Source organism: Rhodovulum bhavnagarense (assembly GCF_004343505.1).
Classification (GTDB): Bacteria; Pseudomonadota; Alphaproteobacteria; order Rhodobacterales; family Rhodobacteraceae; genus Rhodovulum; species Rhodovulum bhavnagarense.
The window spans coordinates 76590-99049 of record NZ_SLXU01000010.1 but is presented as its reverse complement, the minus strand read 5'-3'; the positions used below and the strand labels follow the sequence as shown (position 1 = coordinate 99049).

23 protein-coding genes are annotated in these 22460 nt (G+C 62.5%); 4 read left to right on the top strand and 19 right to left on the bottom strand.

All coding sequences use genetic code 11. The annotated features are described in order from the left end of the window. Positions 1–75 precede the first annotated feature (75 nt). Both yidC and yihA read left to right on the top strand, forming a co-directional pair. The gene (gene yidC / locus EV663_RS10910) at positions 76–1917 is read left to right on the top strand and encodes a membrane protein insertase YidC (protein ID WP_132951836.1); all 1842 of its coding nucleotides are present in this window, start codon (positions 76–78) and stop codon (positions 1915–1917) included. 157 nt (positions 1918–2074) lie between these two features. After that, on the top strand, positions 2075–2728 hold the full coding sequence (yihA, locus tag EV663_RS10905; RefSeq protein ID WP_132951835.1) for a ribosome biogenesis GTP-binding protein YihA/YsxC: 654 nt from the start codon (positions 2075–2077) through the stop codon (positions 2726–2728). A 3-nt stretch (positions 2729–2731) separates the two neighbouring features. Here the strand turns inward: yihA and EV663_RS10900 are convergent, their stop codons facing one another. Continuing rightward, entirely contained in the window at positions 2732–3463 is a 732-nt protein-coding gene (locus EV663_RS10900; protein ID WP_132951834.1) for an SDR family NAD(P)-dependent oxidoreductase, read from the bottom strand. Positions 3464–3574: 111 nt separating this feature from the next. Between EV663_RS10900 and argB the strand changes: the two genes are divergently transcribed. Next, complete coding sequence (argB, locus tag EV663_RS10895; protein ID WP_132951833.1) at positions 3575–4447, top strand: acetylglutamate kinase; 873 nt, start codon at positions 3575–3577, stop codon at positions 4445–4447. A gap of 57 nt (positions 4448–4504) precedes the next feature. Continuing rightward, a complete protein-coding gene (locus EV663_RS10890; RefSeq protein ID WP_132951832.1) occupies positions 4505–5011 on the top strand; it encodes a SixA phosphatase family protein in 507 nt (168 codons plus the stop codon). 82 nt (positions 5012–5093) lie between these two features. Here the strand turns inward: EV663_RS10890 and EV663_RS10885 are convergent, their stop codons facing one another. The 18 genes from EV663_RS10885 to secY form a co-directional block, all read right to left on the bottom strand. After that, positions 5094–5465 carry a 2Fe-2S iron-sulfur cluster-binding protein gene (locus EV663_RS10885; RefSeq protein ID WP_132951831.1) on the bottom strand — a complete coding sequence of 124 codons (372 nt, stop codon included), beginning with the start codon at positions 5463–5465 and terminating at the stop codon, positions 5094–5096. 212 nt (positions 5466–5677) lie between these two features. Beyond that, positions 5678–6469 carry an amino acid ABC transporter ATP-binding protein gene (locus EV663_RS10880; RefSeq protein ID WP_132951830.1) on the bottom strand — a complete coding sequence of 264 codons (792 nt, stop codon included), beginning with the start codon at positions 6467–6469 and terminating at the stop codon, positions 5678–5680. A 13-nt stretch (positions 6470–6482) separates the two neighbouring features. Beyond that, the gene (locus EV663_RS10875; RefSeq protein WP_132951829.1) at positions 6483–8228 is read right to left on the bottom strand and encodes an amino acid ABC transporter permease; all 1746 of its coding nucleotides are present in this window, start codon (positions 8226–8228) and stop codon (positions 6483–6485) included. A 1-nt stretch (position 8229) separates the two neighbouring features. Continuing rightward, positions 8230–9486: an amino acid ABC transporter permease gene (locus EV663_RS10870; RefSeq protein ID WP_132951828.1), complete on the bottom strand. Its 1257-nt coding sequence runs from the start codon at positions 9484–9486 to the stop codon at positions 8230–8232. Positions 9487–9642: 156 nt separating this feature from the next. After that, positions 9643–10662: an amino acid ABC transporter substrate-binding protein gene (locus tag EV663_RS10865; RefSeq protein ID WP_132951827.1), complete on the bottom strand. Its 1020-nt coding sequence runs from the start codon at positions 10660–10662 to the stop codon at positions 9643–9645. Between the two features lie 231 nt (positions 10663–10893). After that, positions 10894–11610 (bottom strand): ATP12 family chaperone protein, encoded by a 717-nt coding sequence (locus tag EV663_RS10860; protein ID WP_132951826.1) that lies wholly within the window; start codon positions 11608–11610, stop codon positions 10894–10896. 2 nt (positions 11611–11612) lie between these two features. Beyond that, positions 11613–12287, bottom strand: a complete 675-nt coding sequence (locus EV663_RS10855) for an HAD-IA family hydrolase (RefSeq protein ID WP_132951825.1) — start codon at positions 12285–12287, stop codon at positions 11613–11615. Then, complete coding sequence (locus EV663_RS10850) at positions 12284–13324, bottom strand: RluA family pseudouridine synthase (RefSeq protein ID WP_132951824.1); 1041 nt, start codon at positions 13322–13324, stop codon at positions 12284–12286. Before EV663_RS10850 ends, EV663_RS10855 begins: the two co-directional genes overlap by 4 nt. A gap of 151 nt (positions 13325–13475) precedes the next feature. Then, a complete protein-coding gene (locus EV663_RS10845; protein WP_132951823.1) occupies positions 13476–14789 on the bottom strand; it encodes a replication-associated recombination protein A in 1314 nt (437 codons plus the stop codon). 23 nt (positions 14790–14812) lie between these two features. After that, a complete protein-coding gene (locus EV663_RS10840) occupies positions 14813–16195 on the bottom strand; it encodes a trypsin-like peptidase domain-containing protein (protein ID WP_132951822.1) in 1383 nt (460 codons plus the stop codon). A 100-nt stretch (positions 16196–16295) separates the two neighbouring features. Beyond that, positions 16296–16886, bottom strand: a complete 591-nt coding sequence (locus EV663_RS10835) for an acyl-homoserine-lactone synthase (protein WP_132951821.1) — start codon at positions 16884–16886, stop codon at positions 16296–16298. A 57-nt stretch (positions 16887–16943) separates the two neighbouring features. Further along, positions 16944–17555, bottom strand: coding sequence for a helix-turn-helix transcriptional regulator (locus EV663_RS10830; RefSeq protein WP_132951820.1), 612 nt, complete (start codon positions 17553–17555; stop codon positions 16944–16946). Positions 17556–17714: 159 nt separating this feature from the next. Next, the gene (rplQ, locus tag EV663_RS10825; RefSeq protein WP_132951819.1) at positions 17715–18134 is read right to left on the bottom strand and encodes a 50S ribosomal protein L17; all 420 of its coding nucleotides are present in this window, start codon (positions 18132–18134) and stop codon (positions 17715–17717) included. A 151-nt stretch (positions 18135–18285) separates the two neighbouring features. Beyond that, complete coding sequence (locus tag EV663_RS10820) at positions 18286–19302, bottom strand: DNA-directed RNA polymerase subunit alpha (protein WP_132951818.1); 1017 nt, start codon at positions 19300–19302, stop codon at positions 18286–18288. A 112-nt stretch (positions 19303–19414) separates the two neighbouring features. Continuing rightward, on the bottom strand, positions 19415–19804 hold the full coding sequence (gene rpsK / locus EV663_RS10815; RefSeq protein ID WP_132951817.1) for a 30S ribosomal protein S11: 390 nt from the start codon (positions 19802–19804) through the stop codon (positions 19415–19417). Positions 19805–19819: 15 nt separating this feature from the next. Next, positions 19820–20188, bottom strand: coding sequence for a 30S ribosomal protein S13 (gene rpsM / locus EV663_RS10810; protein ID WP_132951816.1), 369 nt, complete (start codon positions 20186–20188; stop codon positions 19820–19822). Positions 20189–20372: 184 nt separating this feature from the next. Further along, a complete protein-coding gene (locus EV663_RS10805; protein WP_132951815.1) occupies positions 20373–21020 on the bottom strand; it encodes an adenylate kinase in 648 nt (215 codons plus the stop codon). Beyond that, a complete protein-coding gene (gene secY / locus EV663_RS10800; RefSeq protein ID WP_132951814.1) occupies positions 21017–22375 on the bottom strand; it encodes a preprotein translocase subunit SecY in 1359 nt (452 codons plus the stop codon). The genes EV663_RS10805 and secY overlap by 4 nt, the downstream gene beginning before the upstream one ends. Between the last annotated feature and the right edge of the window lie 85 nt (positions 22376–22460).

The following is a 22460-nucleotide window of genomic DNA, read 5'->3' as shown; positions in this document are numbered from 1 at the left end:
AAAACAGCTTGACCTCGCGGGCCGCGTTCTGTTGAACCAACCCGACCTTCCTCAGGCAAAGGCTGGCGGCCCGTCATGGACGATCAGAACAAGAATCTCATCCTCGCAACCGCGCTCAGCTTCCTGGTGATCCTGGGCTGGTTCCTGCTGTTCCCGCCCCCCGAACAGGAGCCCGCCATCGAGACCGTGGCCCAGATCGACAGCGCGGAACCTCAGGTTGCCGCTGTTCCGGGTGTGGCGCCGGCGCCGCCTGCCGCGCGCACCGGGGCGTCGCCTGGCGAGACCACCGCGCCGGGCGCGAGGGCGCCCCGACTGGTGATCGACACGCCGCGGCTGACCGGCTCGATCTCGCTTTTGGGGGGGCGGATCGACGAACTGGCGCTGAAGGATTACCGCGAGACCATCGAAACCGGTTCAGACCTCGTCAATCTGCTGTCTCCGGTCGGCAGCGCGCAACCTTATTACGCGCTTTACGGATGGGCGCCGGCGGGCCAGCTCGCCTATGAGGATGTACCGGGTGCAAACACGGTCTGGGCGGTCGAACGCGGCGAGCGACTGGACGTGGACAGCCCCGTCACCCTAGTCTGGACGAATGGCGATGGTCTGACCTTCCGCCGTACCATTCGGGTGGACGAGAATTACCTTTTCACCATCGAGCAGAGCGTCGATAACGCGACCGGCGAGACCGTGCGCCTTGCCCCCTATGGCATCGTTGCGCGCCACGGCGAACCCGAGACCAGCCGGTTTTTCATCTTGCACGAGGGCGTCGTGCGCCAGACCGACAAGGAATTGTCGGAAATCGATTACAAGGGCTTGCGCAAGCTTGACTATGTCGATCGCGAGGCCGCCCTGGCCGAGATCGCGCCGGTAGAAGAAAACGGCTGGATCGGCTTTACCGACAAGTACTGGATGACCACGCTGATTCCTGCACCGGGCCAGCGTTTCACCAGCGTCACGAAATTCGTCGAAAGCGCGAATATCTACCAGGTCGAGTCGCGCATGCCGCTCGTCACGGTCGCCCCCGGCGCGCAGGCCAGCACGCGAAGCATGTTGTTTGCCGGTGCCAAGGAATGGGAAACGATCCGCAATTACGAGCGTGAAGAAGGCATATTCCGGTTTATCGATTCCATCGACTGGGGGTGGTTCTTTTTCTTCACCAAGCCGATTTTCTGGCTGCTCCACTGGCTGAACGGGGCCTTTGCCAATCTCGGCATACCCGGTTCGATGGGCTGGTCGATCATTGGTCTGACGCTGATCATCAAGGCGCTGCTGCTGCCCTTGGCCTACAAGTCCTACAGTTCCATGGCCAAGATGAAAGAGCTTCAGCCCAAGATGGAAGAACTCAAGGAGCGCTGCGGTGACGACCGCCAGAAGCTTCAGCAAGAGATGATGGCACTCTACAAGAAAGAGCAGGTAAATCCGGCAGCGGGCTGTTTGCCGCTCTTGGTGCAGATCCCGGTCTTTTTCTCCCTCTACAAGGTCATCTTTGTAACGATCGAATTGCGCCACGCGCCTTGGATTGGCTGGATCAAGGATCTCTCGGCACCGGACCCGTCCTCACTGTTCAACCTGTTTGGCCTGCTGCCATGGGCTGCGCCGGTTCCCGGGTCGTTCCTGGCCTTGATCTTCATCGGTGTGTTCCCGCTCTTGCTGGGGATATCGATGTGGTTGCAGCAAAAGCTGAACCCGACCCCGACGGACCCGACCCAGGCGATGGTCTTTGCCTGGCTCCCATGGGTATTCATGTTCATGCTGGGCGGGTTCGCAAGCGGCTTGGTGCTGTACTGGATCGCGAACAACGTGATCACCTTTGTCCAGCAATACGCGATCATGCGCAGCCATGGTTACAAGCCGGACGTGTTCGGCAACATCAAGGCGGGGTTCAATCGCCGCAAGGCCGGGGCCGACCGGAAATGACGGCACGCCCGGCAGTGCCACGGCACCCATCCATCGCGGGCCATTGCGCGCAACCGACGTGCGCCATCGGAACCTGTCGGGTAGGCATGGCACCGGGCGGCTTTCGGATACTGACCCGAAAGGCGCACGCCGCCCTGCCCCTCATGCTGGAGTCGTCGTGAACACCCTGCCCTTTCCCCTTGCCTCTCCCCCCGACGCGCTGGCCGCGGAGCGAGGAAGAAAGCTGTTCGCCGGGCCTGTCGATTTCCTCAAGGGCGTGGTCGCCATGGAGGGTTTACCCCCCGATGACCGGCCCGAGATCTGCTTTGCCGGCCGGTCCAACGTGGGCAAGTCGTCGCTTATCAATGCGCTGACAAACCGCAAGGGGCTGGCCCGGGCATCGAACACGCCGGGCCGGACGCAAGAGATCAACTATTTCACCCTCGGCGACGGCCATTACATGGTGGATCTGCCCGGCTATGGCTATGCAGAAGCCCCCGTCGCGGTGGTCGAGAAATGGCAGCGCCTGTTGCGGACCTATCTGGCCGGGCGAGCCACGTTGCGCCGGGCCTTCGTTCTGATCGATGCGCGCCACGGCATCAAGCCGGTGGACGAGGATATCATGGCGCTTCTCGACACGGCGGCGGTCAGTTTCCAGGTGGTTCTGACCAAGGCCGACAAGATCAAGGACAAGGACCGCGAGCGCGTTCTGAAACAAGTGCGCGAGAAACTTGCCGCACACCCCGCCGCCTATCCCGAACTGGTCCTGACCTCGTCGGAAAAGGGCGAGGGAATCGCCACGCTGCGCACGATCATCGCCGGGATCGACTGACCCTCAGACATGTTGTCCGCCATTGACCTCGATCTCGGCGCCGGTGACGTAACTGGCCTCGTCCGAACAGAGGAAATGGATCACGTTGGCCACCTCTTCGGTCCGGGCCAGGCGGCCCAGCGGCAATTCCGCGACGATGCGGTCGGTCTCTGGCCCGGGCGGGATACCCTCGACCTCGCCGGGGGCGATGGCGTTCACGCGAACCCCCAGCGGGCCGAAATCATGCGCCATCTCGCGGGTCAGCGCGGCAAGGGCCGCCTTCGAGGTGGCATAGGCCGCACCCGCCACCGGATGAACACGACTTCCCGCGATCGAGGTGACGTTGACGATCGCACCACCGGCCGCCACCAATTCATCCTGCAACCCGCGCGCCAGGACGATCGAGGCAAAGAAATTCACGTTGAACACCTGCCCCCAACTGCGCATGTCGGTCTCAAGTGCGCTCAACCGCGCGCCCTCTTCGTCGCGGGGCAAGATCGCGGCGTTGTTGACCAGCGCATGCAGCTTGCCCGCCTTCAGCTTGCCGCGAACGACCTCTATCCCCTTCAGCGTCGCGGCCGGGTCGGACAGGTCGATCTGGATGTGATCCTCCGCGCCCCCGGGCCAGGGACAGCGCGGATCGAAGGGACGGCGCGAACAGGTCAGCACACGCCACCCCTCGGCCGAGAACCGTTTGACCGTCGCATGCCCGATACCCCGGCTCGCCCCCGTCAGCAGCAGAATCTTGCTCTCCATCACGCGACCTCCTTTCGAGCGCACCCTATGCGGACCCGTGGAAAAGACAATCACTCTTGGCACAGGCGTCCGCAGGGGATAACACCGGCTGTCAGAAAACGGACAGACCGGATGAAAAAGCAGACCGCCATGAACCGCGACTGGATCGCCACGGCCCGGACCCTGTCCGAGGCGCTTCCCTATCTTCAGCGCTATACCGGCGCCATCGTCGTGATCAAGTTTGGCGGCCACGCCATGGGCGACGACGCGGAAATGGAAAGCTTTGCCCGCGACGTGGTGCTGATGCGCCAAGTGGGGGTAAACCCGGTGATCGTCCATGGCGGCGGTCCGATGATCAACGAGATGCTGGCGCGCCTTGGGGTCCAATCGCATTTCGTGAACGGCAAGAGGGTGACCGATGCCGCCACCGTCGAGGTGGTGGAAATGGTGCTGTCGGGCCGCGTGAACAAGCGCATCGTGCAGGCGATCAACGACCAGGGCGGGCGCGCGGTGGGGCTGTCGGGCAAGGATGCCGGGCTGATGACCTGCGTGCAGACCAATCCCGATCTGGGTTTTGTCGGCACGCCGACCGAGGTCAACCCCGCCGTCCTGCGCCAGCTGTTCGAGGCCGGGATGATCCCGGTCGTCGCCCCCCTGGGCGCCGGCGGCAAGGGCGAAACATTCAACGTCAACGGCGATACCGCCGCGGGCGCCATCGCCGCTGCGCTCAAGGCCGACCGGTTGCTTCTTCTGACGGATGTCGCGGGCGTCAAGGATGCGGGCGGCGAGGTCGTGACCGAACTGACTCCGGATCATATCCGCACCCTTACCGAACAGGGCGTTATCGCGGGCGGCATGATCCCCAAGACCGAAACGGCGCTTTCGGCCATTGAAGGTGGGGTGCGCGCGGTGGTGATCCTGGACGGGCGCGCGCCCAATGCCTGCCTGCTGGAACTTTTCACGGATCACGGGGCGGGCTCCCTGATCCGCACCCCACGGACCTAGGCAGCGGAGACGAGCTGTGACAGGATATACTGGCGCCCAATCCCGCAGAGCCCCGCAATGACCCTGCGTCTGATCCTCGTCCGCCATGCAAAGTCCGGCTGGGACGATCCCCTCCAGGACGACCATGATCGCGTTCTCAACCCCCGCGGTCGCGACGCCGCGCCCCGAATCGGAACCTGGCTGGCCACGCGCGGCTACCGCCCGGCAGAGGTTGTCAGTTCGACTGCGCGGCGGACACTGGAAACCTGGGAACGCATGGCGCCGCTCCTGGGCGAGGGGACGGTGATGCGGCGCGATCCGGGCCTCTACCATGCCGGTGCCGAGCGGATGCTCGAGACCCTGAACGGTTGTGCTGTCAGCCCCGTGCTGATGCTGGGGCACAATCCCGGTATCGCGGATTTCGCCGCGCGGCTCTTGCGCAAACCGCCCGACAGCCCCCGCTTCGCCCGATACCCGACCTGCGCCACGCTGATTGCCGATTTCGACACCGATGACTGGAGCATGGTCGCATTCGGCACCGGCACCGTCATCGACTTCATCACCCCGAAAGACCTCGAGGGCTGACGCCGCTTCTTCTTGGTCCAAATACCCGATCGTCCGGCCGCACCCGCGGCCGGACACCGAATTTTCGCAGGAAATTCGTCCTTCAGTCAGACCCGCCAGGCGTGCCGGTAAAGGTGATCGTGACATCCTCGTCGCGGGCGATGAACTGGCAGGCCAGCCGATAGCGCGGCGGCATGTCCTTGACCTCGGCATTCTCGATCTCTTCGGCGGTGATCTTGCCCAACTCCTTCAGCGTCGTCTTTTCCTTGTCGGTCAACATGATCGCCTTTTTCTTCTCGGGGTTGTCATAGCTCACCTCGATCAGGCACGAGCCGCAATTGCCATCGCGGCATTCAAAGGGAATCGGGATCCTGTTGTCCTCGGCAAGAGCCAGGATGGTCTTGGTATCGCCCGCCACGGCGTAGACCGCCTTGTCCTTGTGCATCATGGGGGAGGTGAAGGTCACAATTGCCATATCGCGTCTGTCCTTGTCTGGCCGCCCGGCCGGGGCGGCGGGATGGGTTCGAACCGGTTGCACGTCTCCATCCCGGAAAAAGCACGGACCATGCCACGCGCCCCCGGCAGGCGAAATCGGACCAGTGGTGGGAAAGACGACATTTCAGAAGGAACAAAAACGACAAGGGGCGCCGCGACCGACGCCCCTGCCCCGCCGCCGATGGCACGGGTTCAATGCCCCAGGATCTGGCTGAGAAACAGCTTTGTGCGCTCCGATTGCGGGTTGTTGAAGAACGGTTCAGGCTCGTTCTGTTCGACGATCTGGCCCTGGTCCATGAAGATCACCCGGTTCGCCACCTGCCGGGCAAAGCCCATCTCGTGGGTGACGCAGATCATCGTCATGCCTTCCTCGGCCAGTTCGATCATGGTGTCGAGCACCTCCTTGATCATCTCGGGGTCCAGCGCAGAGGTCGGTTCGTCGAAGAGCATGATCTTGGGCTTCATGCACAGCGAGCGCGCGATCGCCACCCGCTGCTGCTGACCGCCTGACAACTGGCCGGGATACTTCAGCGCCTGTTCAGGGATCTTGACCTTTTCGAGGAAATGCATGGCGGTTTCCTCGGCCTCCTTGCGCGGCACCTTGCGCACCCAGATCGGGGCCAGCGTGCAGTTTTCAAGGATGGTCAGATGCGGGAACAGGTTGAAGTGCTGGAACACCATGCCCACCTCCGAGCGGATCTTGTCGATGTTCTTCAGATCGCTCGTCAACTCGATCCCGTCCACCACGATCTGTCCTGCCTGGTGTTCCTCCAGCCGGTTGATGCAGCGGATCAGGGTGGATTTCCCCGAACCCGAGGGGCCGCAGACCACGATCCGCTCGCCTTCGTAGATCGTCAGGTTGATATCGCGCAGCACGTGGAACGCGCCATACCACTTGTTCATGTTGGTAATCTGGATCGCGACATTTTCCGAGACCGACATTTTAGACCGGTCGATCGCGCGTTCTGTTGCAAGTTCGGACATGACGATAGCCTCCTCAGCGGTGCCCGGTCCGGAGCTTACGCTCCAGGTACATCGAATAGCGGGACATGGAGAAACAGAAGACGAAGAACATCAGCGCGATAAAGCCATAGAGCTCCCAAACGATGCCGTTCCAGGCGGTGTTGGCGCGGATCGCGTTGGACAGCCCCAGCGGATCGAGCAGCCCGATGATCGAGACCAGCGTGGTGTCCTTGAACACCCCGATAAAGGTGGACACGATACCGGGGATCGAGATCTTCAGCGCCTGCGGCATGATGATCAGTCGCTGCGCCTTCCAGTAATCGAGGCCAAGCGCATCTGCCGCCTCGTACTGGCCCTTGGGCAGCGCGGCCAGCCCGCCCCGTATTACCTCGGCCATGTAGGCCGAGGCAAAAAGCGTCACCATGATCATCACCCGCAAGATGATATCGAAACTGGTGCCCGGCGGCAGGAAATAGTTCAGCAGTACCGAGGCCACGAACAAGAGCGTGATCAGCGGCACGCCGCGGATGAACTCGATGAAGCCGACGCAAATCGCGCGCAGGATAAGAAGGTCGGACTGTCGCCCCAGCGCCAGCATGACCCCGATCGGCAATGACGCGGTGATCGCGACCAACCCGATGGTGATCGACAGCATGAAACCGCCGAACCTGCGGCTTTCCACCGGGATCAGACCGACACGCCCGACCTCCTTGACCACCGAGGCGATGCGATTGTCGACCGTGGCGAGCCGCGCCTCAAGATCGCCGCGCGCGGCCCCGGTCGCGTTGGCAAGCTGCGCAAGCAACGTCTCGCGAGTGGTCCGGTTCTCGGGCAATGCCTCCAGCCCCGCGAGCAGGGTGCGCGCGCGGCTCAGTTCCTCGTTGCGCACCAGCCGTTGCTTTTCCAGCGCGGCAAGCGCGTCTCGTGGGCCGCGCAACTCATGGATCGCGGACAACACGGCGGTGCGTGCCGCCTCGGTTTCAGCCGCTTCAAGGGCCGACACCAAGGCATCCTTTTCGGCCTCTGCCCTGCCAACCGTCTGGCCCAGGGCCGCGATCTGCGCATCAAGCGCGGCGATCTCGCCGGGCAAGATCTCGACCTTGTCGCGCATGTCGGCGCTGACATCGGGGATGCGTTGATTGGCGATCATCGCCGTGACCGCGTCATTGACCGGCATCACGGCATAAAGCCACCACAAGATCGCCACCAGAGCAGCGACCGGAACCGCCAGCAAGCCCGAGACATGGCTGGAAAGGACGCGCGTAACGACGTAAGCCAGCCCAAGGCCCGCAACCACCAGAAGCGGCACCCACACCGTCCCGCCCCATAACAGCCAGGGCACGACGAAGGGCGCAAAAGGCGAAAGCCACAGCATCTTGCGCGGCAACGCGGTAAAGAGGATCGGCGCCAGCGCGACAAGCGTCAGCCCAAAGGCGAGGATCGGTCGCCAGTAAAGTTCCGAAGGGTAAAAACCAAAGACAAGCTGGAGGTAACGCTCGCGGATGACGGCCCAGCAACCGCCCTCTGCCGCCATCCCATAAGCGGCATCGACCTGTGCGCGGCATTCCTGCAACGAATTGGCCGTCCAGCTTGAATGGATCAACCATGGCAAAATGGCCGCGAAGACCTGGTAGATGAAAACCAGCGAAACCAGCGTCAGGATCGTGTTCAGCCAGTTGGAAAACAGGTTTGCCCTCAACCAGCCGACGATGCCTATGGCCGTGCCCGGTGGCGATTGTTCACCCAGCATTTCGGTGCGGACGTAAGACAGGTTGCTCATCTTACCTCTCCACCAGTTTGACGCGGTCGTTGTACCAGTTCATCACCAGCGAGATGATCAACGATATCGTCAGGTAAACCAGCATCAAGAGCAGAACGCATTCGAGTTCGCGCCCGGTCTGGTTCATCGTGATCCCCCCCAGTGTTCCGGTGATGTCCATATAGCCCACCGCGATCGCCAGGGACGAGTTCTTGGTCAGGTTCAGATATTGCGAAATCAGCGGCGGGATGATGACGCGCATCGCCTGTGGCAAGATCACCAGTGACATGATGCGCTTGGGGCGCAGGCCCAATGCCGCGGCGGCCTCGCTCTGACCCCTTGAAATCGCCAGGATACCGCCACGCACGATTTCGGCGATAAAGGCCGCAGTGTAGAAGCTTAGCGCCAGCCACAATGCGATCAGCGACGTCCGCATGTGAATACCGCCCTGGAAATTGAACCCTTTCAACTCGGGCTTGCCCACGTGGAAACCCAGTGCGATCAGCACCGCCAGCACCGGCAGAACGATGACGACCAGCCGCAGGTACCAAGTGGTCGGGCGGATGCCCGTTTCATTCTGGATACGATCCGCGCGTTTGCGGATCACCCCCGAAACGAAGAACGACACCACCAGCACGGCGACGATGACCAGGAATTCAAGACTGACGTTGAACGCACCAAGGACCGACAAATCGCCCAGCGGGCGACTGAACAGCGGCTCTGGGATGTAAAAGCCCCGGTTGGTTAGCGCCACGCTGTCGCCGAACAGCATCGAGGCTTCGGGATTTTCCCCTCGAAAGGCCCGCGGTTGTGGCAGGCTTTCGATCAGGATCGCCATGACAAAGACGATCCACAACAAAACCGGAACGTTGCGGAACATCTCGACATAGACGGTCATGATGCGTGCCACCAGCCAGTTCGTGGATAGCCGCAACACCCCGATCAATACACCCAGCACCGTTGCCAGCGCACAGCCCAGCACCGCGACCAGCAATGTGTTCAACAGCCCCACGACCGAGGCGCGCAGGTGGCTGTCCTGATTGTCGTACTCGATCAGGCTCTGGTTGATATCGTATTGTGCGGATTCGGTGAGAAATCCGAACTGGATCGGTTTGCCCAGATCGGCAAGGTTTTGCGCGGTATTATTTATGATCCACGCGGCCATCAACATGAAGGCCATCAATGCGACCACCTGGATCGTCATCGATCGGTAGCGCGTATCATATATCAGCATGCTCAGCCGAAACTCAGCTTTCGGCGAATTGGAAATCGTCGACATCAGGGTTCTCCCCCGTGGCTGTCGGACCGGCGGTCGAATAAAAGAAACGTCCTGCGTCCGCCCGTGGCGGCGCATCCGGTTCCGCGCGAATTGCTTTGTCTCGGGCGTTCGAAACAACAAGGGCGCGAAGCGGTGCTTCGCGCCCTTGCCGTTGTCTTAGCGGAACGGCGGGGCGTACATCAGGCCGCCGTTGGTCCACTGCGCATTCAAGCCGCGCGCCAGGCCGACCGGAGTGGTCTCGCCGATATATTTCTCGAAAATCTCGCCATAATTGCCACCGGCCTTGATCGCCTTGACGGCCCAATCCGCCGGCAGGCCCAGCATTTCACCCATGTTGCCCTCGGTGCCGAGCAGGCGGTTGATCTCGGGGTTGGAGGTGGGCGCAGCCGCCATCTCATCGATATTGGCCGAGGTGACGCCAAGTTCTTCGGCGGCAATCAGCGCGTTCAGCGTCCAACGGGCGATATCGGCCCACCCATCGTCACCGTGCCGGACCAGCGGGCCCAGGGGCTCTTTCGAGATGATTTCGGGCAGAATCGCGTAATCGCCCGGATTCTCGAACGTGGCGCGGGTCGCGGCCAGGCCAGAGGCGTCGGTCGTGTAGACATCGCAGGCACCGGCAAGGAACTGCTGCTGCGCCTCGGCATTGGTCTCGATCGGAACCGGCTCATAGCTGATATTGTTGGTGCGGAAGAAATCCGCGAGGTTCAACTCTGTCGTGGTACCGGTCTGGATGCAGACCGTCGCGCCATCAAGTTCCTTGGCCGAGGTCACGCCCAGCGCCTTGGGAACCATGAACCCTTGACCGTCATAGTAGTTCACGCCGACAAAGGTGAACTTGAGGTCAACATCACGGGTCAGGGTCCAGGTGGTGTTGCGCGACAGCGCGTCGATCTCGCCCGAGGCCAGCGCGGTAAAGCGCGTCTTGCCGGTCAGCGAGACGAACTCGATCGCGCTCGGATCGCCCAGAACAGCCCCGGCCAGCGCCCGGCAATAGGCAACGTCAAAACCGCTCCATTCGCCGTTGGCATCGGGCGCGGCGAATCCGACAAGACCGGTATTGATCCCGCAGTTCAACTTGCCACGGGCCTTGACATCGTCCAGCGTCGCGGCGCCCGCCGCGCCAGCAAGCAGACCGGCAACAGTCAGCGCGCCGAGAATTACCGATTTTTTCATATTTACCTCTTCCTGATGCTCCGCCCGTGCGGACGGTTTTAATTATCTCCTGCCCGTCAGGGCATGGGACGACGCGAGAGACAGGCAACGCCCCGATCGATGCCGCAAGTTTGGGCAAAATCCCGCCAATCCGTCAAGGCTGCACTGCCCCGATGGACGTCGGAAGTCAGATCGTCGGATGTGGGAAACAAAATGTCTAGATTTTAGGCAATCCGGCCCACCCCTCGGGCATCAGGCGGATATCCGCGCAAGATCGTAAAAACGTCTCGCATGCAGGAAATCGCGCCGTTTCAGTCCGGCGGCCTCGGCGGCCTCGGTATCGACACCCCATTGTTCTTCCTGCCAAGTCTCGTCGATCCGCGAAATTTCCCAAAGCCGCTCGATCGGGGCGACGGCATGGATCGCAGCAAGCCCGATAACCAAGGACCCGGACAACCCCACAAGATCGTACAGCGCCGTAAGGCAAAATATGTCCTGTCCCGACACCTGTGCGCGCAGGGCGGCAAGGGTCGCATCCGGCTGAGGACAGGGCAAAACACCGCAGATCACGTTCAGCCGCGCGTCCAGCGCCGTTCCCGCCCAATCCAATAGCGGGTCCCAGGCCTGCGCCTGACGCGCGGCCAGTTCCGCGGGCGTATCGGCACGGTGACACAGCAGATCGCTTTCACCATAGGCCGCGATCAAGGCCACGACCTCGGCCTTTTGAGTGGCCACCTTGTCAAGCGCCGCATTGACCGAGCGGGTCACCGGCATGGTCAACGGGTTTATGAGATCGCCTTGTGCATCCCATTCGGTGGCGGCGGCCTCGGCCATGGCGCGGGTCGGCACCACGAAGGCTGCCTTGGCCGGCGTCTTGACCGGCCGCCCGTCCAGATGAACGGTGAAACCGCCCTCGGTGCCGACCACCTCCGTCGTCTTCCAAAAACGTTTGGGCGCCCATTCGACCATGTCTAACCCTCCCAAAATTCCGCAAGCGCAGGGCCAAGCGCGGCGAAATCGTCGATCACGCGATCCACACCGGCGGCGTGCAACGCTGACACCGGGTGATAGCCCCAGGCCACCCCGATGGTGCGATAGCCCGCGGCCCGGCCCATCTCGATATCGAAACTCGTGTCGCCGATCATCACCGCGCGGCCCGGCGCGACCCCGGTCTCGGCCAGCGCAGCCTCCAGCATCGCGGGATGGGGCTTGGAGGGATGTTCGTCGGCGGTATGCGTCGTCTGGAAATATCCCTCCAGCCCGTGCGTCTCGACCATGTGGACGAGCCCACGCCGGGCCTTTCCCGTGGCCACCCCCAGCAAAACCTCGTCACGCATATGCAACGCATCCAGCGCCGCGCGCGCCCCTGGAAACAGCGCCGCCGCCGCCCCGTCAGTGCTGCGCATCGCAAAGAACGAGTCGCGATAGGCTGTCACGGCATCATCCAGCCGGTCAGGAACCAGCGCAGGGGCCAGGCGCGCCATCGCCTGCGGCAGCGACAACCCGATGATCGACAAGATCTCGGGCCGCGCGGGTACCGGCAGGGCCAGCGCCTCGAACGCATGTGTCATTGCGCGCACGATCATGTCCTGGCTGTCGACAAGGGTGCCATCGATATCGAACACCGCCAGCTTGAGGTCGGTCATTCCAGGTCCTCGAACGGGTCGGCGGGCACATCGGCCGCATTCCAGCCCAGCATGTCCCATGTGCGCTGCATATGCGGCGGCAGGGGCGCGGTCAGGCGCAAGGTCGCGCCCGTGACCGGATGGGCCAGCACAAGGTGACGGGCATGCAGGTGCAGCTTGCGGCTGATCTCACCGCCCAGCTGCGCGCCCCAGCCCTCGCCCAGGTTTTCCTGACCCGAACCACCGTATTTCCCATCGCCCACGACGGGGTGACCGATCTCGGCCATATGCGCGCGCAACTGGTGGGTGCGCCCGGTAACGGGCACAAGCGCGCACCAACTGACCCGCCGCCCCAGTGAGGACAGCACCGCGTAATCGGTTACCGCCCGTTTTGCCCCCGGCGTCGTATCCACGGCGCCGGGATGCACGCAGCGCATCTTTTCGCCCTCGCCGCCAGCGCCATGGCCCGGCGCCTTGACCAGCCCGAAGCGAATCGTCCCCATCGCGGGGCTGGGCGTGCCCGCCACGGCGGCCCAGTAGATCTTGCGCGTTTCGCGCGCGCGAAACGCGGCGGTAAGCGCATTCGCCACCGCCCGCGTGCGCGCCAGCAGCAAGACACCAGAGGTATCCTTGTCCAGCCGGTGAACCAGCCGGGGCTTTTCGTCGAGGTCGAAGCACAGCGCCTCGGCCAGCCCATCGACATGACGCGCCTGGCCGCTACCGCCTTGCACAGGCAGGCCCGGCGGCTTGTTCAGCGCGATGATGTGGTCGTCGCGATAAAGCACGCATTCGCGGATCATCGCCGCGTCGGCCTCTGAAACGCGGGGACGGTCGTGCAGGGGCGCCGCGCTCGCGGGCAGGGGAGGGATTCGGACGCTTTGCCCCTCTTGCAACCGGGTTGCGGTTTTGACCCGCCCGCCATCGACTCGGATTTCACCCTTGCGGCACATCTTTTCGATCCGGCCCTGCGGGATATGGGGGAACCGGCGACGGAACCAGCGGTCGAGTCGTTGATCGCCTTCGCCCGCCTCGACCGTCAAGGTTTGCACGCCACTCACGTTATTTGCCCCCATAAAACCGGCATCAAGCCCACCGCGGCGGAACCATTGAGATAGGTCGCCGGGTGACGCCCCGCCGCCCGCACGCTGCTCGCCTGGGTGATCCTTGGAAATGTCATTGTCCGTGCTGTGTCGCCTCGGGCTTCGGGTGTCAACCATCCTGCCGCTTTGCGCGCAGTTTGGTGAAATAGTCCAGCCGCCTCTTGAGTTCGCGCTCGAATCCGCGTTCGACCGGGATGTAATAAACGCCCCGTTTCATCGCCTCGGGGAAATAGTCCTGCCCGGAAAAACCAGCCTCGGTATCGTGATCGTATTCATAGCCCACGCCGTAGCCCTGATCCTTCATCATCTGCGTCGGCGCGTTCAGGATGTGTTTCGGCGGCGGCTCTGACCCGCTGCGCCGGGCCGCAGCACGAGCATTCTTGTAGGCGGCGTAACCCGCGTTCGATTTCGGCGCCAGAGCAAGATAAAGAACGGCCTGCGCCAGCGCCAACTCGCCCTCTGGACTGCCCAGCCGTTCATAGACAGCCCAGGCATCAAGGCATACTGTTTGTGCCTGCGGGTCTGCCAGGCCGATATCCTCGATCGCCATGCGGGTGATCCGGCGGGCCAGAAAGCGGGGGTCTTCGCCCCCTTCCAGCATCCGGGAGAACCAGTAGAGCGCGGCGTCCGGGTCGGACCCCCGCACGGATTTATGCAGCGCCGAGATAAGATTATAGTGCGCCTCGCCCGACTTGTCGTATTGCGCGGCGCGCCGTTGCAGGCGGCGCGCCAGGTCGGTGGGCGACAACGCCCCCTCGACCGTCCATGCCGCGACCTGCTCGACCAGGTTCAACAGCGCCCGGCCATCGCCATCGGCCATTTCCAAAAGGCTATCGCGCGCCGGACCGGTCAGCGGCAGCGCATGGCCCAGTTCGTGTTCGGCCCGTTGTGCCAGAAGCTCCAGATGCGCAAGATCCAGTCGTTCGAGTACCAGCACCTGTGCGCGCGACATCAGCGCGGCGTTCAGCTCGAAACTGGGGTTCTCGGTGGTCGCACCGACCAACAGGATCGTGCCATCCTCCATATGCGGCAAGAATCCATCCTGCTGGGCCTTGTTGAAGCGGTGGATTTCATCCACGAACAAAAGCGTCCCCTGACCGTTGGCTTGGCGCATCCTCGCGGCCTCGAACACCTTTTTCAGGTCCGCCACCCCGGTAAAGATCGCGCTGATCTGAACGAAATGCAGGTCGGTCTCGTCGGCCAAAAGCCGCGCGATGGTGGTCTTGCCGACGCCCGGCGGCCCCCAGAAGATCACCGAGGACAACGTCCCCGAGGCCAGCATCACGCCCAGCGGCGCATCGCGGCCAAGGATATGATCCTGCCCGATGACATCGGCCAGGCGTTTGGGCCGCAAGCGGTCGGCCAGCGGTCGGTGGCCCGACGGAACATTGGAACCATTGCTCTGATCGAAAAGGTCAGCCATGGGCCAACCCTATCCCAGCCGGCCTAGACACGGAAGCGCAGCACGCCACGCCGTCCACCGCGCAGGTATTCGATCTGCCAGTTTGGGCTCTGAACTGTCGCCGCCCGTTCGACATCGCCGGTATCGTCAATCTCTCGATCATTGATCCGCAACAGGATATCCCCGGCCCTCAGTCCGACACGCGCACCCACGCTACCCGGATCGGCAACCAGGACACCCGCGCTGTTCGCAGGCAGATCGTAATCCTGCACCACGGCAGGGTTGATGTTGATCGCACTGAGCCCCGCGAGAACCCAGCGGCGCCCGATCGTTACTGGATCGCGGGCAGGGATTTCGGGGGGCGCGACCAGGGCCAGGCGCACGGTACGGTCCCGGCCGCCGCGCAGATAGGTCAGAGGCAACACGCCGCCGGTCCCCTCGGCCGCCAGGCGGAAAAGCATCTCTTGCGGGGTGTTGACCGGCGTTCCGTCCAGATCCAGCACCACGTCGCCGACATCCAGCCCGGCCTTGGCAAAGGGACTTTGGGGATGAACCGCAGTCAGAACCAGGCCGCGCGGCCGTCCCATGCCCAGCGCATCTGCCAGCGCGGCATCGACGGGCTGGCCCGACACCCCAGCCCATGGTCGCTGGAACCGGTCATGCCCGGCCTCGGCCTGTTCGACGAAACGGGCAACCAGGTTCGCCGGGATTGCAAAACCAATGCCGTTCGACCCGCCCGAACGCGACAGGATCGCGGTGTTGATCCCAACCAGCTTTCCGGCCATGTCTACCAGCGCGCCGCCCGAATTGCCCGGATTGATCGCCGCATCGGTCTGGATGAACAATCCCCGCCCGCCACCGATAGACAGGCCCGACCGTGCCAGCCCCGACACGATACCGGAACTGACCGTCTGGCCGATGCCGAAAGGGTTGCCGATGGCCAGCACCAGGTCGCCGACCTCGACCATATCGGACTCGCGAAAACTTAGCGCGGGCAAGTCGCGCGCGTCTTTGAGGCGCAGGACGGCAAGATCCGCCTCTTCGTCACCCAAAAGAACCTCGGCGTCATATTCGCGTCGATCATTCAGAACCACGCGGATCTCGGTTGCCTGGCCGACGACATGGTAATTCGACACGACCAACCCATCAGGCGACACGATCACGCCCGAGCCCAGGGAATTTTGCACACGCGGCTGAACCCGCCCGAAATCGCGGAACAACTCCGAGAAAAAAGGGTCCGCGGCAAATGGGCTTACCCGGTCGGCAACGATCCGGCGGGCATAGATATTGACCACGGCCGGGGCGGCCATGCGCACCACGGGCGCAAAGCTGAGACCGATCTCGGCCTGGCTGGCGGGCACGCGCGGCTCTGCGCCGGCGGGCGGGCCCAGCAGGCAAAGGCAAAGGATCACGGCAAGACGGGTCATCGACGGTTCCTTTCCGGGACGCTGCCCAGATATGGAAAGCGGCCGATCGTGCGTCAACGGTGCGAAATGCCCCCGCCCCGAAAGGCGGGGGCCGTGGCACTCAGTGCAGGTTCGACGCAAAGTTCATCGACACCACCTGGTTGTTGATGCCGTCGATTTCCATCACCGGGCCCATGGCCGTCATGTCGATGCCAACCCTCTTGTTCCACAGGTGCCAATTGGCATTCAGCAATGTCAGGCATTGGGTCGCGCCCAAGCTGCGCGCGGCCTTGGCCAGTTCCTGCACAAGGTTGAAATAGATCGGACGACGCTGCATGAGCGGTACCTTCTGGCTGACGAACAAGCGCGAGCTTTCCCAGACGGTTTCCGCCACCGGTGCCTCGGCATAAAGCAGGTTGGAAGGTATGGTGTCCAGCAAGCCAAGCTGCGCATCGCGGATCATGTAGGTATAGATGCCGCAACGCGCGGTGGTGGGCGTCAGGCGGTTGCCGGCCAGAACCTCGCCCAATTCGTCATGAACGACGACCCAGCGGCTGGCCGGCGTGTCGTACTGATCGTACTCCATGCCCAGCGCCTCTGGCAGTTTCCACTTGTTACGCTCGATGAAAAGTTCGCGCCTTGCGCGCAACATGTTCGCGAATAACTCGCCATGGTTGTGAAGATTTTCGAAAGAAAGGGTAGTGGTCTGCATTTGAGCCTCCTGCAGGGTTGGTGGTGGGTAAAAAACCTTGCGGAAGGCGTTTGCTCTTCAGAGCAGTCCGTAATCCTTTGCGCGCTGAATCGCTTCGGCAGTGGTGCGCGCCATGAGACGCTGACGGGCAGATGTCAGGCGAGCCTTGAGCGCACTTTCCGAAATCCCCAGCTTGCAGGCCGCGGCCGCATGCCGGTCGCCATCCGCAATGCACTTCAGCGCCTCGATCTGAGCCTTGGTCAGCTCTTGCGGTGGCTCGGTCATGTCATGAAGCCGACGAACGAGGGCCTGGATCCTGTTGATCTCTGCATCCTCGAATTCCCGATCTGCTCGTGCCACACTTGCAATGGTTCTGGAGGAAATCTCCCCCCAGGAGATCGTCACGCCGAACCTCAACCCGAATCGTTCAGCTTCCGCGAGGATGCCGAACGGGTCGGGAATGTCTTTGTTGCTCCACCGGGTCGCGCCGGTGGTTGAAAAGCCCCACGCGACCATGGGATCGCGAAGGACGTAACCGTTTTCGGTGTAATGCGTCAGCCATTCTGGGCTGTAGCTTTGAAAAGTCATCAACGGTGAGGTGAACCGGATATGAAGGCCGATATTGTAGCCCATCGGGGCCAGTGCCTCCAAAGTCTTGAGTTCGCGATCGAAGACAGATTTTTCAAACATGGTTTTTTTAGACCGTTGAGCAGTGTTTTCGTCAACCTAAAATTGCATCAGGCGCGATTTGGGCCATGAAAGGCGAGCACGCCCTCGTCCCCGTGCCGGGAACAAGAAGGGGCCCCGCCATTCCTGGCGGAGCCCCTTTCCATCCAGCGGTGGCCGTGATCAATCCTCGGCAGCCTCTTCGGCGGCAAGGCGCGCGCGGTCGGCCGCGCCCTTGGCTTCGGGATCACGGTCCACGAATTCGACGATGGCCATCGGCGCCATGTCACCATAGCGGAACCCGGCCTTGAGAACGCGGGTATAGCCACCCTGCCGTTCGGCATAACGGGGGCCAAGAACCTCGAACAGCTTGGCAACCAGGACATCCTGCTTGAGCTGGGCGGCAGCCTGTCGACGGGCATGCAGGTCGCCGCGTTTGCCCAGCGTGATGAGCTTGTCAGCAATTCGCTTGAGTTCCTTGGCCTTGGGCAGCGTGGTCTTGATCTGCTCATGCTCGATCAGCGAGCCGGCCATGTTGGCAAACAGCGCCTTGCGGTGCTCGTGCGTGCGGTTCAGGCGGCGATAGCCGCGGGCGTGACGCATGTGTTTTCTCCTTCTTTGCCCTCTACGGGCGATTTTGCTTTGTCTGGCCGGCGATGCGTGTCACCGGCTCTCCTTGGGGCGGGTGCCCGGTGTTGTGGCGATGGAAACCCCCACCCTGCGCCAGATGGGCAGGATGGGAACCCACCGAATCTCAGAACTGGTCCTCGAATTTCTTGGCCAGGTCCTCGATATTTTCCGGCGGCCATTCCTCGACATCCATGCCGAGGTGCAGGCCCATGCCGGACAGCACTTCCTTGATCTCGTTCAGCGACTTGCGGCCGAAGTTCGGCGTGCGCAGCATCTCGGCCTCGGTCTTCTGGATAAGGTCGCCGATATAGACGATATTATCGTTCTTGAGGCAGTTGGCAGAACGCACCGACAGTTCGAGCTCATCAACCTTCTTGAGAAGGAGCGGGTTGAACTCCAGCCCGTCATCCTCTGCCTCGCGGCCAGCGGCCTCGGGCTCGTCGAAGTTGACGAAGATCGACAACTGGTCCTGAAGGATGCGCGCGGCAAAGGCCACCGCGTCCTCGGGAGTGACAGAGCCATCGGTCTCAATCTTCAGCGTCAGCTTGTCATAGTCAAGAACCTGGCCCTCACGGGTGGGCTGAACGTCGTAGGCCACGCGTTTGACCGGCGAAAAGATCGCGTCGATCGGCATCAGCCCGATCGGCGCATCCTCGGGGCGGTTCTTGTCGGCAGCGACATAGCCCTTGCCGGAGTTGACGGTCAGTTCCATGAACAGATCCGCACCGTCGTCGAGGTGACAGATCACGTGATCACGGTTCAAAACCTCGATACCGGCCGTTTCCGAGATATCGCCGGCGGTCACGACCGACGGACCCTTGGCCTGGATCGACAGCCGCTTGGGCCCCTCGACCTCCATCCTGAGGGCAACGCCCTTGAGGTTGAGCACCACGTCGGTCACGTCTTCGCGGACTCCGGCGATGGACGAAAACTCGTGCAGAACGTTGTCGATCTGGACACTGGTGATCGCGGCACCCTGCAAAGAGCTCATCAGAACGCGGCGCAACGCGTTGCCCAGGGTCAGACCGAAACCCCGTTCAAGCGGTTCGGCGATGACGGTGGCCTGGCGCGCGGGATCGTTGCCCGGCTTGATCTCAAGCTGGGTCGGCTTGATCAATTCCTGCCAATTCTTGTGGATCATGCCTGTCTCCTCAATTCCTGCCCGCCGCCCATGTCCATAGCGGCAGACGCCCGAGGGAAAATACGACGGACTCGGGCCGCGACACGTTCACGGCCCGAGCCAAGAATCCCGGTCAGACCCGGCGGCGTTTCGGCGGACGGCAGCCGTTATGCGCGATCGGCGTCACGTCACGGATGGACGTGATGTTGAAGCCTACGGCAGCCAGGGCGCGAAGCGCGGATTCGCGGCCCGAACCGGGCCCCTGCACCTCGACCTCAAGGGTCTTGACGCCATGTTCCTGCGCCTTGCGGCCAGCGTCCTCGGCGGCCATCTGCGCGGCATAGGGCGTCGACTTGCGCGAACCCTTGAACCCCATGGTGCCCGCAGAGGACCACGCGATCGCGTTGCCCTGAACGTCGGAAATCAGGATCTTGGTGTTGTTGAAGGACGAATTCACATGCGCCACACCTGCGGCGATGTTCTTGCGTTCCTTGCGGCGGATACGGGTCTTGTCACGTGCCATTGGTCCTGCCCTCCCTTACTTCTTCTTGCCGGCGATGGGTTTCGCCGGGCCCTTGCGGGTGCGGGCGTTGGTATGGGTGCGCTGGCCGCGCACCGGCAGGTTGCGGCGATGCCGCAGGCCCCGGTAACAACCGAGATCCATGAGACGCTTGATGTTCATCTGCACCTCGCGGCGCAGGTCGCCCTCGACGGTGAAATTCGCGTCGATATGTTCGCGGATGGCCAGAACCTCGGCATCCGACAGCTCATTGACGCGACGGGTCGCATCGATGCCGACGGCCTCGCAGATCGAGCCGGCGGCGGCCGGGCCGATACCGTGAATGTAGGTCAGGGCGATGGGGACGCGTTTCCCGGTCGGGATGTTGACGCCAGCGATACGTGCCAAACGTATGTTCCTTTTTGTTGCGATTCCGTAGTTCCGGAACCTTTTTTCACAACTGAGGCCCGAAAGCATCCTGCCTTCGGGCCGCTTTGCCTCTGCCGGCGATTGGCCTGCGGCCTGCGGCAAAAGGTCGGGTCTCTGTCGAGACGCTGTGCCTAGGGCGATTCTTGCCCGGCGTCAAGGCACATCACGCCTTGTCAAGCACCGCGTTGATGGCACCCGCGACATCGTCGATCTCGGCCAGCCCGTCCACACCCGAAAGCTGGCCCTTGGCATAGTAATAACCGATCAACGGCGAAGTCTTCTTGTAATATTCCATCAACCTCTGGCGCAGGCTGTCCTCGTTGTCGTCGGCGCGGCGCTTGAACTCGGTTCCACCGCACTTGACGCACTTGCCATCCGCGGGGATCGGCCGGGTGATGTCGTTATAGACCTCGCCACAGCCCGCGCAGGTCGAACGCGCGGTGATCCGGCTGACCAGCGCCTCGTCATCGACCCGCATCTCTATAACCGCGTCCAGCCTGGCGCCGTGACGATCCAGAAGGGCCCCCAGCGCATCGGCCTGGGCCAACGTGCGCGGGAACCCGTCAAAGATGAAGCCACCCGCATCGCCCGCGTCCAGCTTTTCCTCGATCAGCCCGATGACGATCTCGTCGGTCACCAACTCGCCCCGCGCCATCACCTCGGCCACGCGCTTGCCCATTTCAGTGCCCGATTTCTGCGCCTCGCGCAGCATGTCGCCGGTCGATAACTGCACCATGCCACGCTCTTCGACAAGCTTGCGGGCCTGGGTTCCCTTGCCAGCCCCCGGGGGGCCCAGAAGAATGATATTCATCGACGCGCGGGTCCTTTTCTCTTGGTCTTGCGTTTCCGGCCGAGTTGGGATTTCTCGATCAGCCCCTCATACTGGTGCGCCAGCAGGTGAGACTGGATTTGCTGGATCGTATCCATCGTCACCGACACGATGATGAGCACCGAGGTACCACCGAAATAGAACGGTACGCTCAACTGCGAACGAAGTATTTCCGGGAACAGGCAAACCAGCGCAAGATAGCCAGAGCCGAGCACCAGGATACGGTTGACAACGTAATCCAGATATTCCTGCGTCCGCTTGCCCGGCCGGATGCCGGGCACAAAACCATTCTGGTTCTTCAGGTTCTCGGCCACATCCTCGGTCTTGAAGGCGACGTTGGCCGTATAGAAATAGGTAAAGAACACGATCATGATCGTGAAGAACGCCAGGTAAAGCGGCTGACCAGGCCCGAAATAGGCCATGACCGTCGACATCACCGGCCCTGACTGACTATGCGAGAAGGTCGATATCGTCGTCGGCAACAGCAGCAGCGACGAAGCAAAAATCGCCGGAATGACACCCGCCGGGTTAACCTTGATCGGCAGGTGTGACGATCCCCCATCGTAAACCTTCATGCCGACTTGCCGGCGCGGGTACTGGATATGGATCTTGCGCAGGGCGCGTTCCATGAACACCACGAAGGCGATCAAGACCACGATCATCGCGAACACCCCGATGATCACCGCGGGCGACACCGCGCCCGACCGCCCCTGGCTGAGGAACTGCGCCAGTGCCGCGGGCACCTCGGCGATGATGCCGACGAAAATGATCAGCGAAATGCCGTTTCCGACACCGCGCGCGGTGATCTGTTCGCCCAGCCACATCAGGAACATGCATCCACCCACGATGGTAATCACCGTCGAGGCGCGGAAATACCAGCCCGGATCGGATGCAAGGCCGCCGGCCTCCAGGCTGACGGCCAGTCCATAGGCCTGGAAAGTCGCCAGGAACACTGTGCCGTAGCGGGTATACTGGTTGATCTTCTTGCGCCCCTGTTCGCCCTCTTTCTTGAGCTGCTCAAGCTGGGGCACCATCGCCGCCAATAGCTGGACGATGATCGAGGCCGAGATGTAGGGCATGATACCCAGGGCAAAGATACCCATCCGGCCCAGCGCGCCGCCGGTGAACATCGACAGGATGCCCCCCAGCCCGGCCGAGGCCTGCTCCATGAAATCGCGCAGCGCAGCACCGTCGATTCCGGGTACCGGAATATAAGTGCCCAGCCGGTAAACGATCAGAAGCCCGAGGGCGTAGAAAATCCGCTGACGCAGCTCGGTGGCCTTGCCGAAGGCCCCCCAGCTCATGTTTGCAGCCATTTGCTCTGCTGCTGATGCCATGCTGAGCCTCTATTCAGGACAACGCCGCCGAGACCGTTTTCCGGCTCGGCGGCGCAAAGGGAAAACTAGGGGTGGTGTAAGCGGC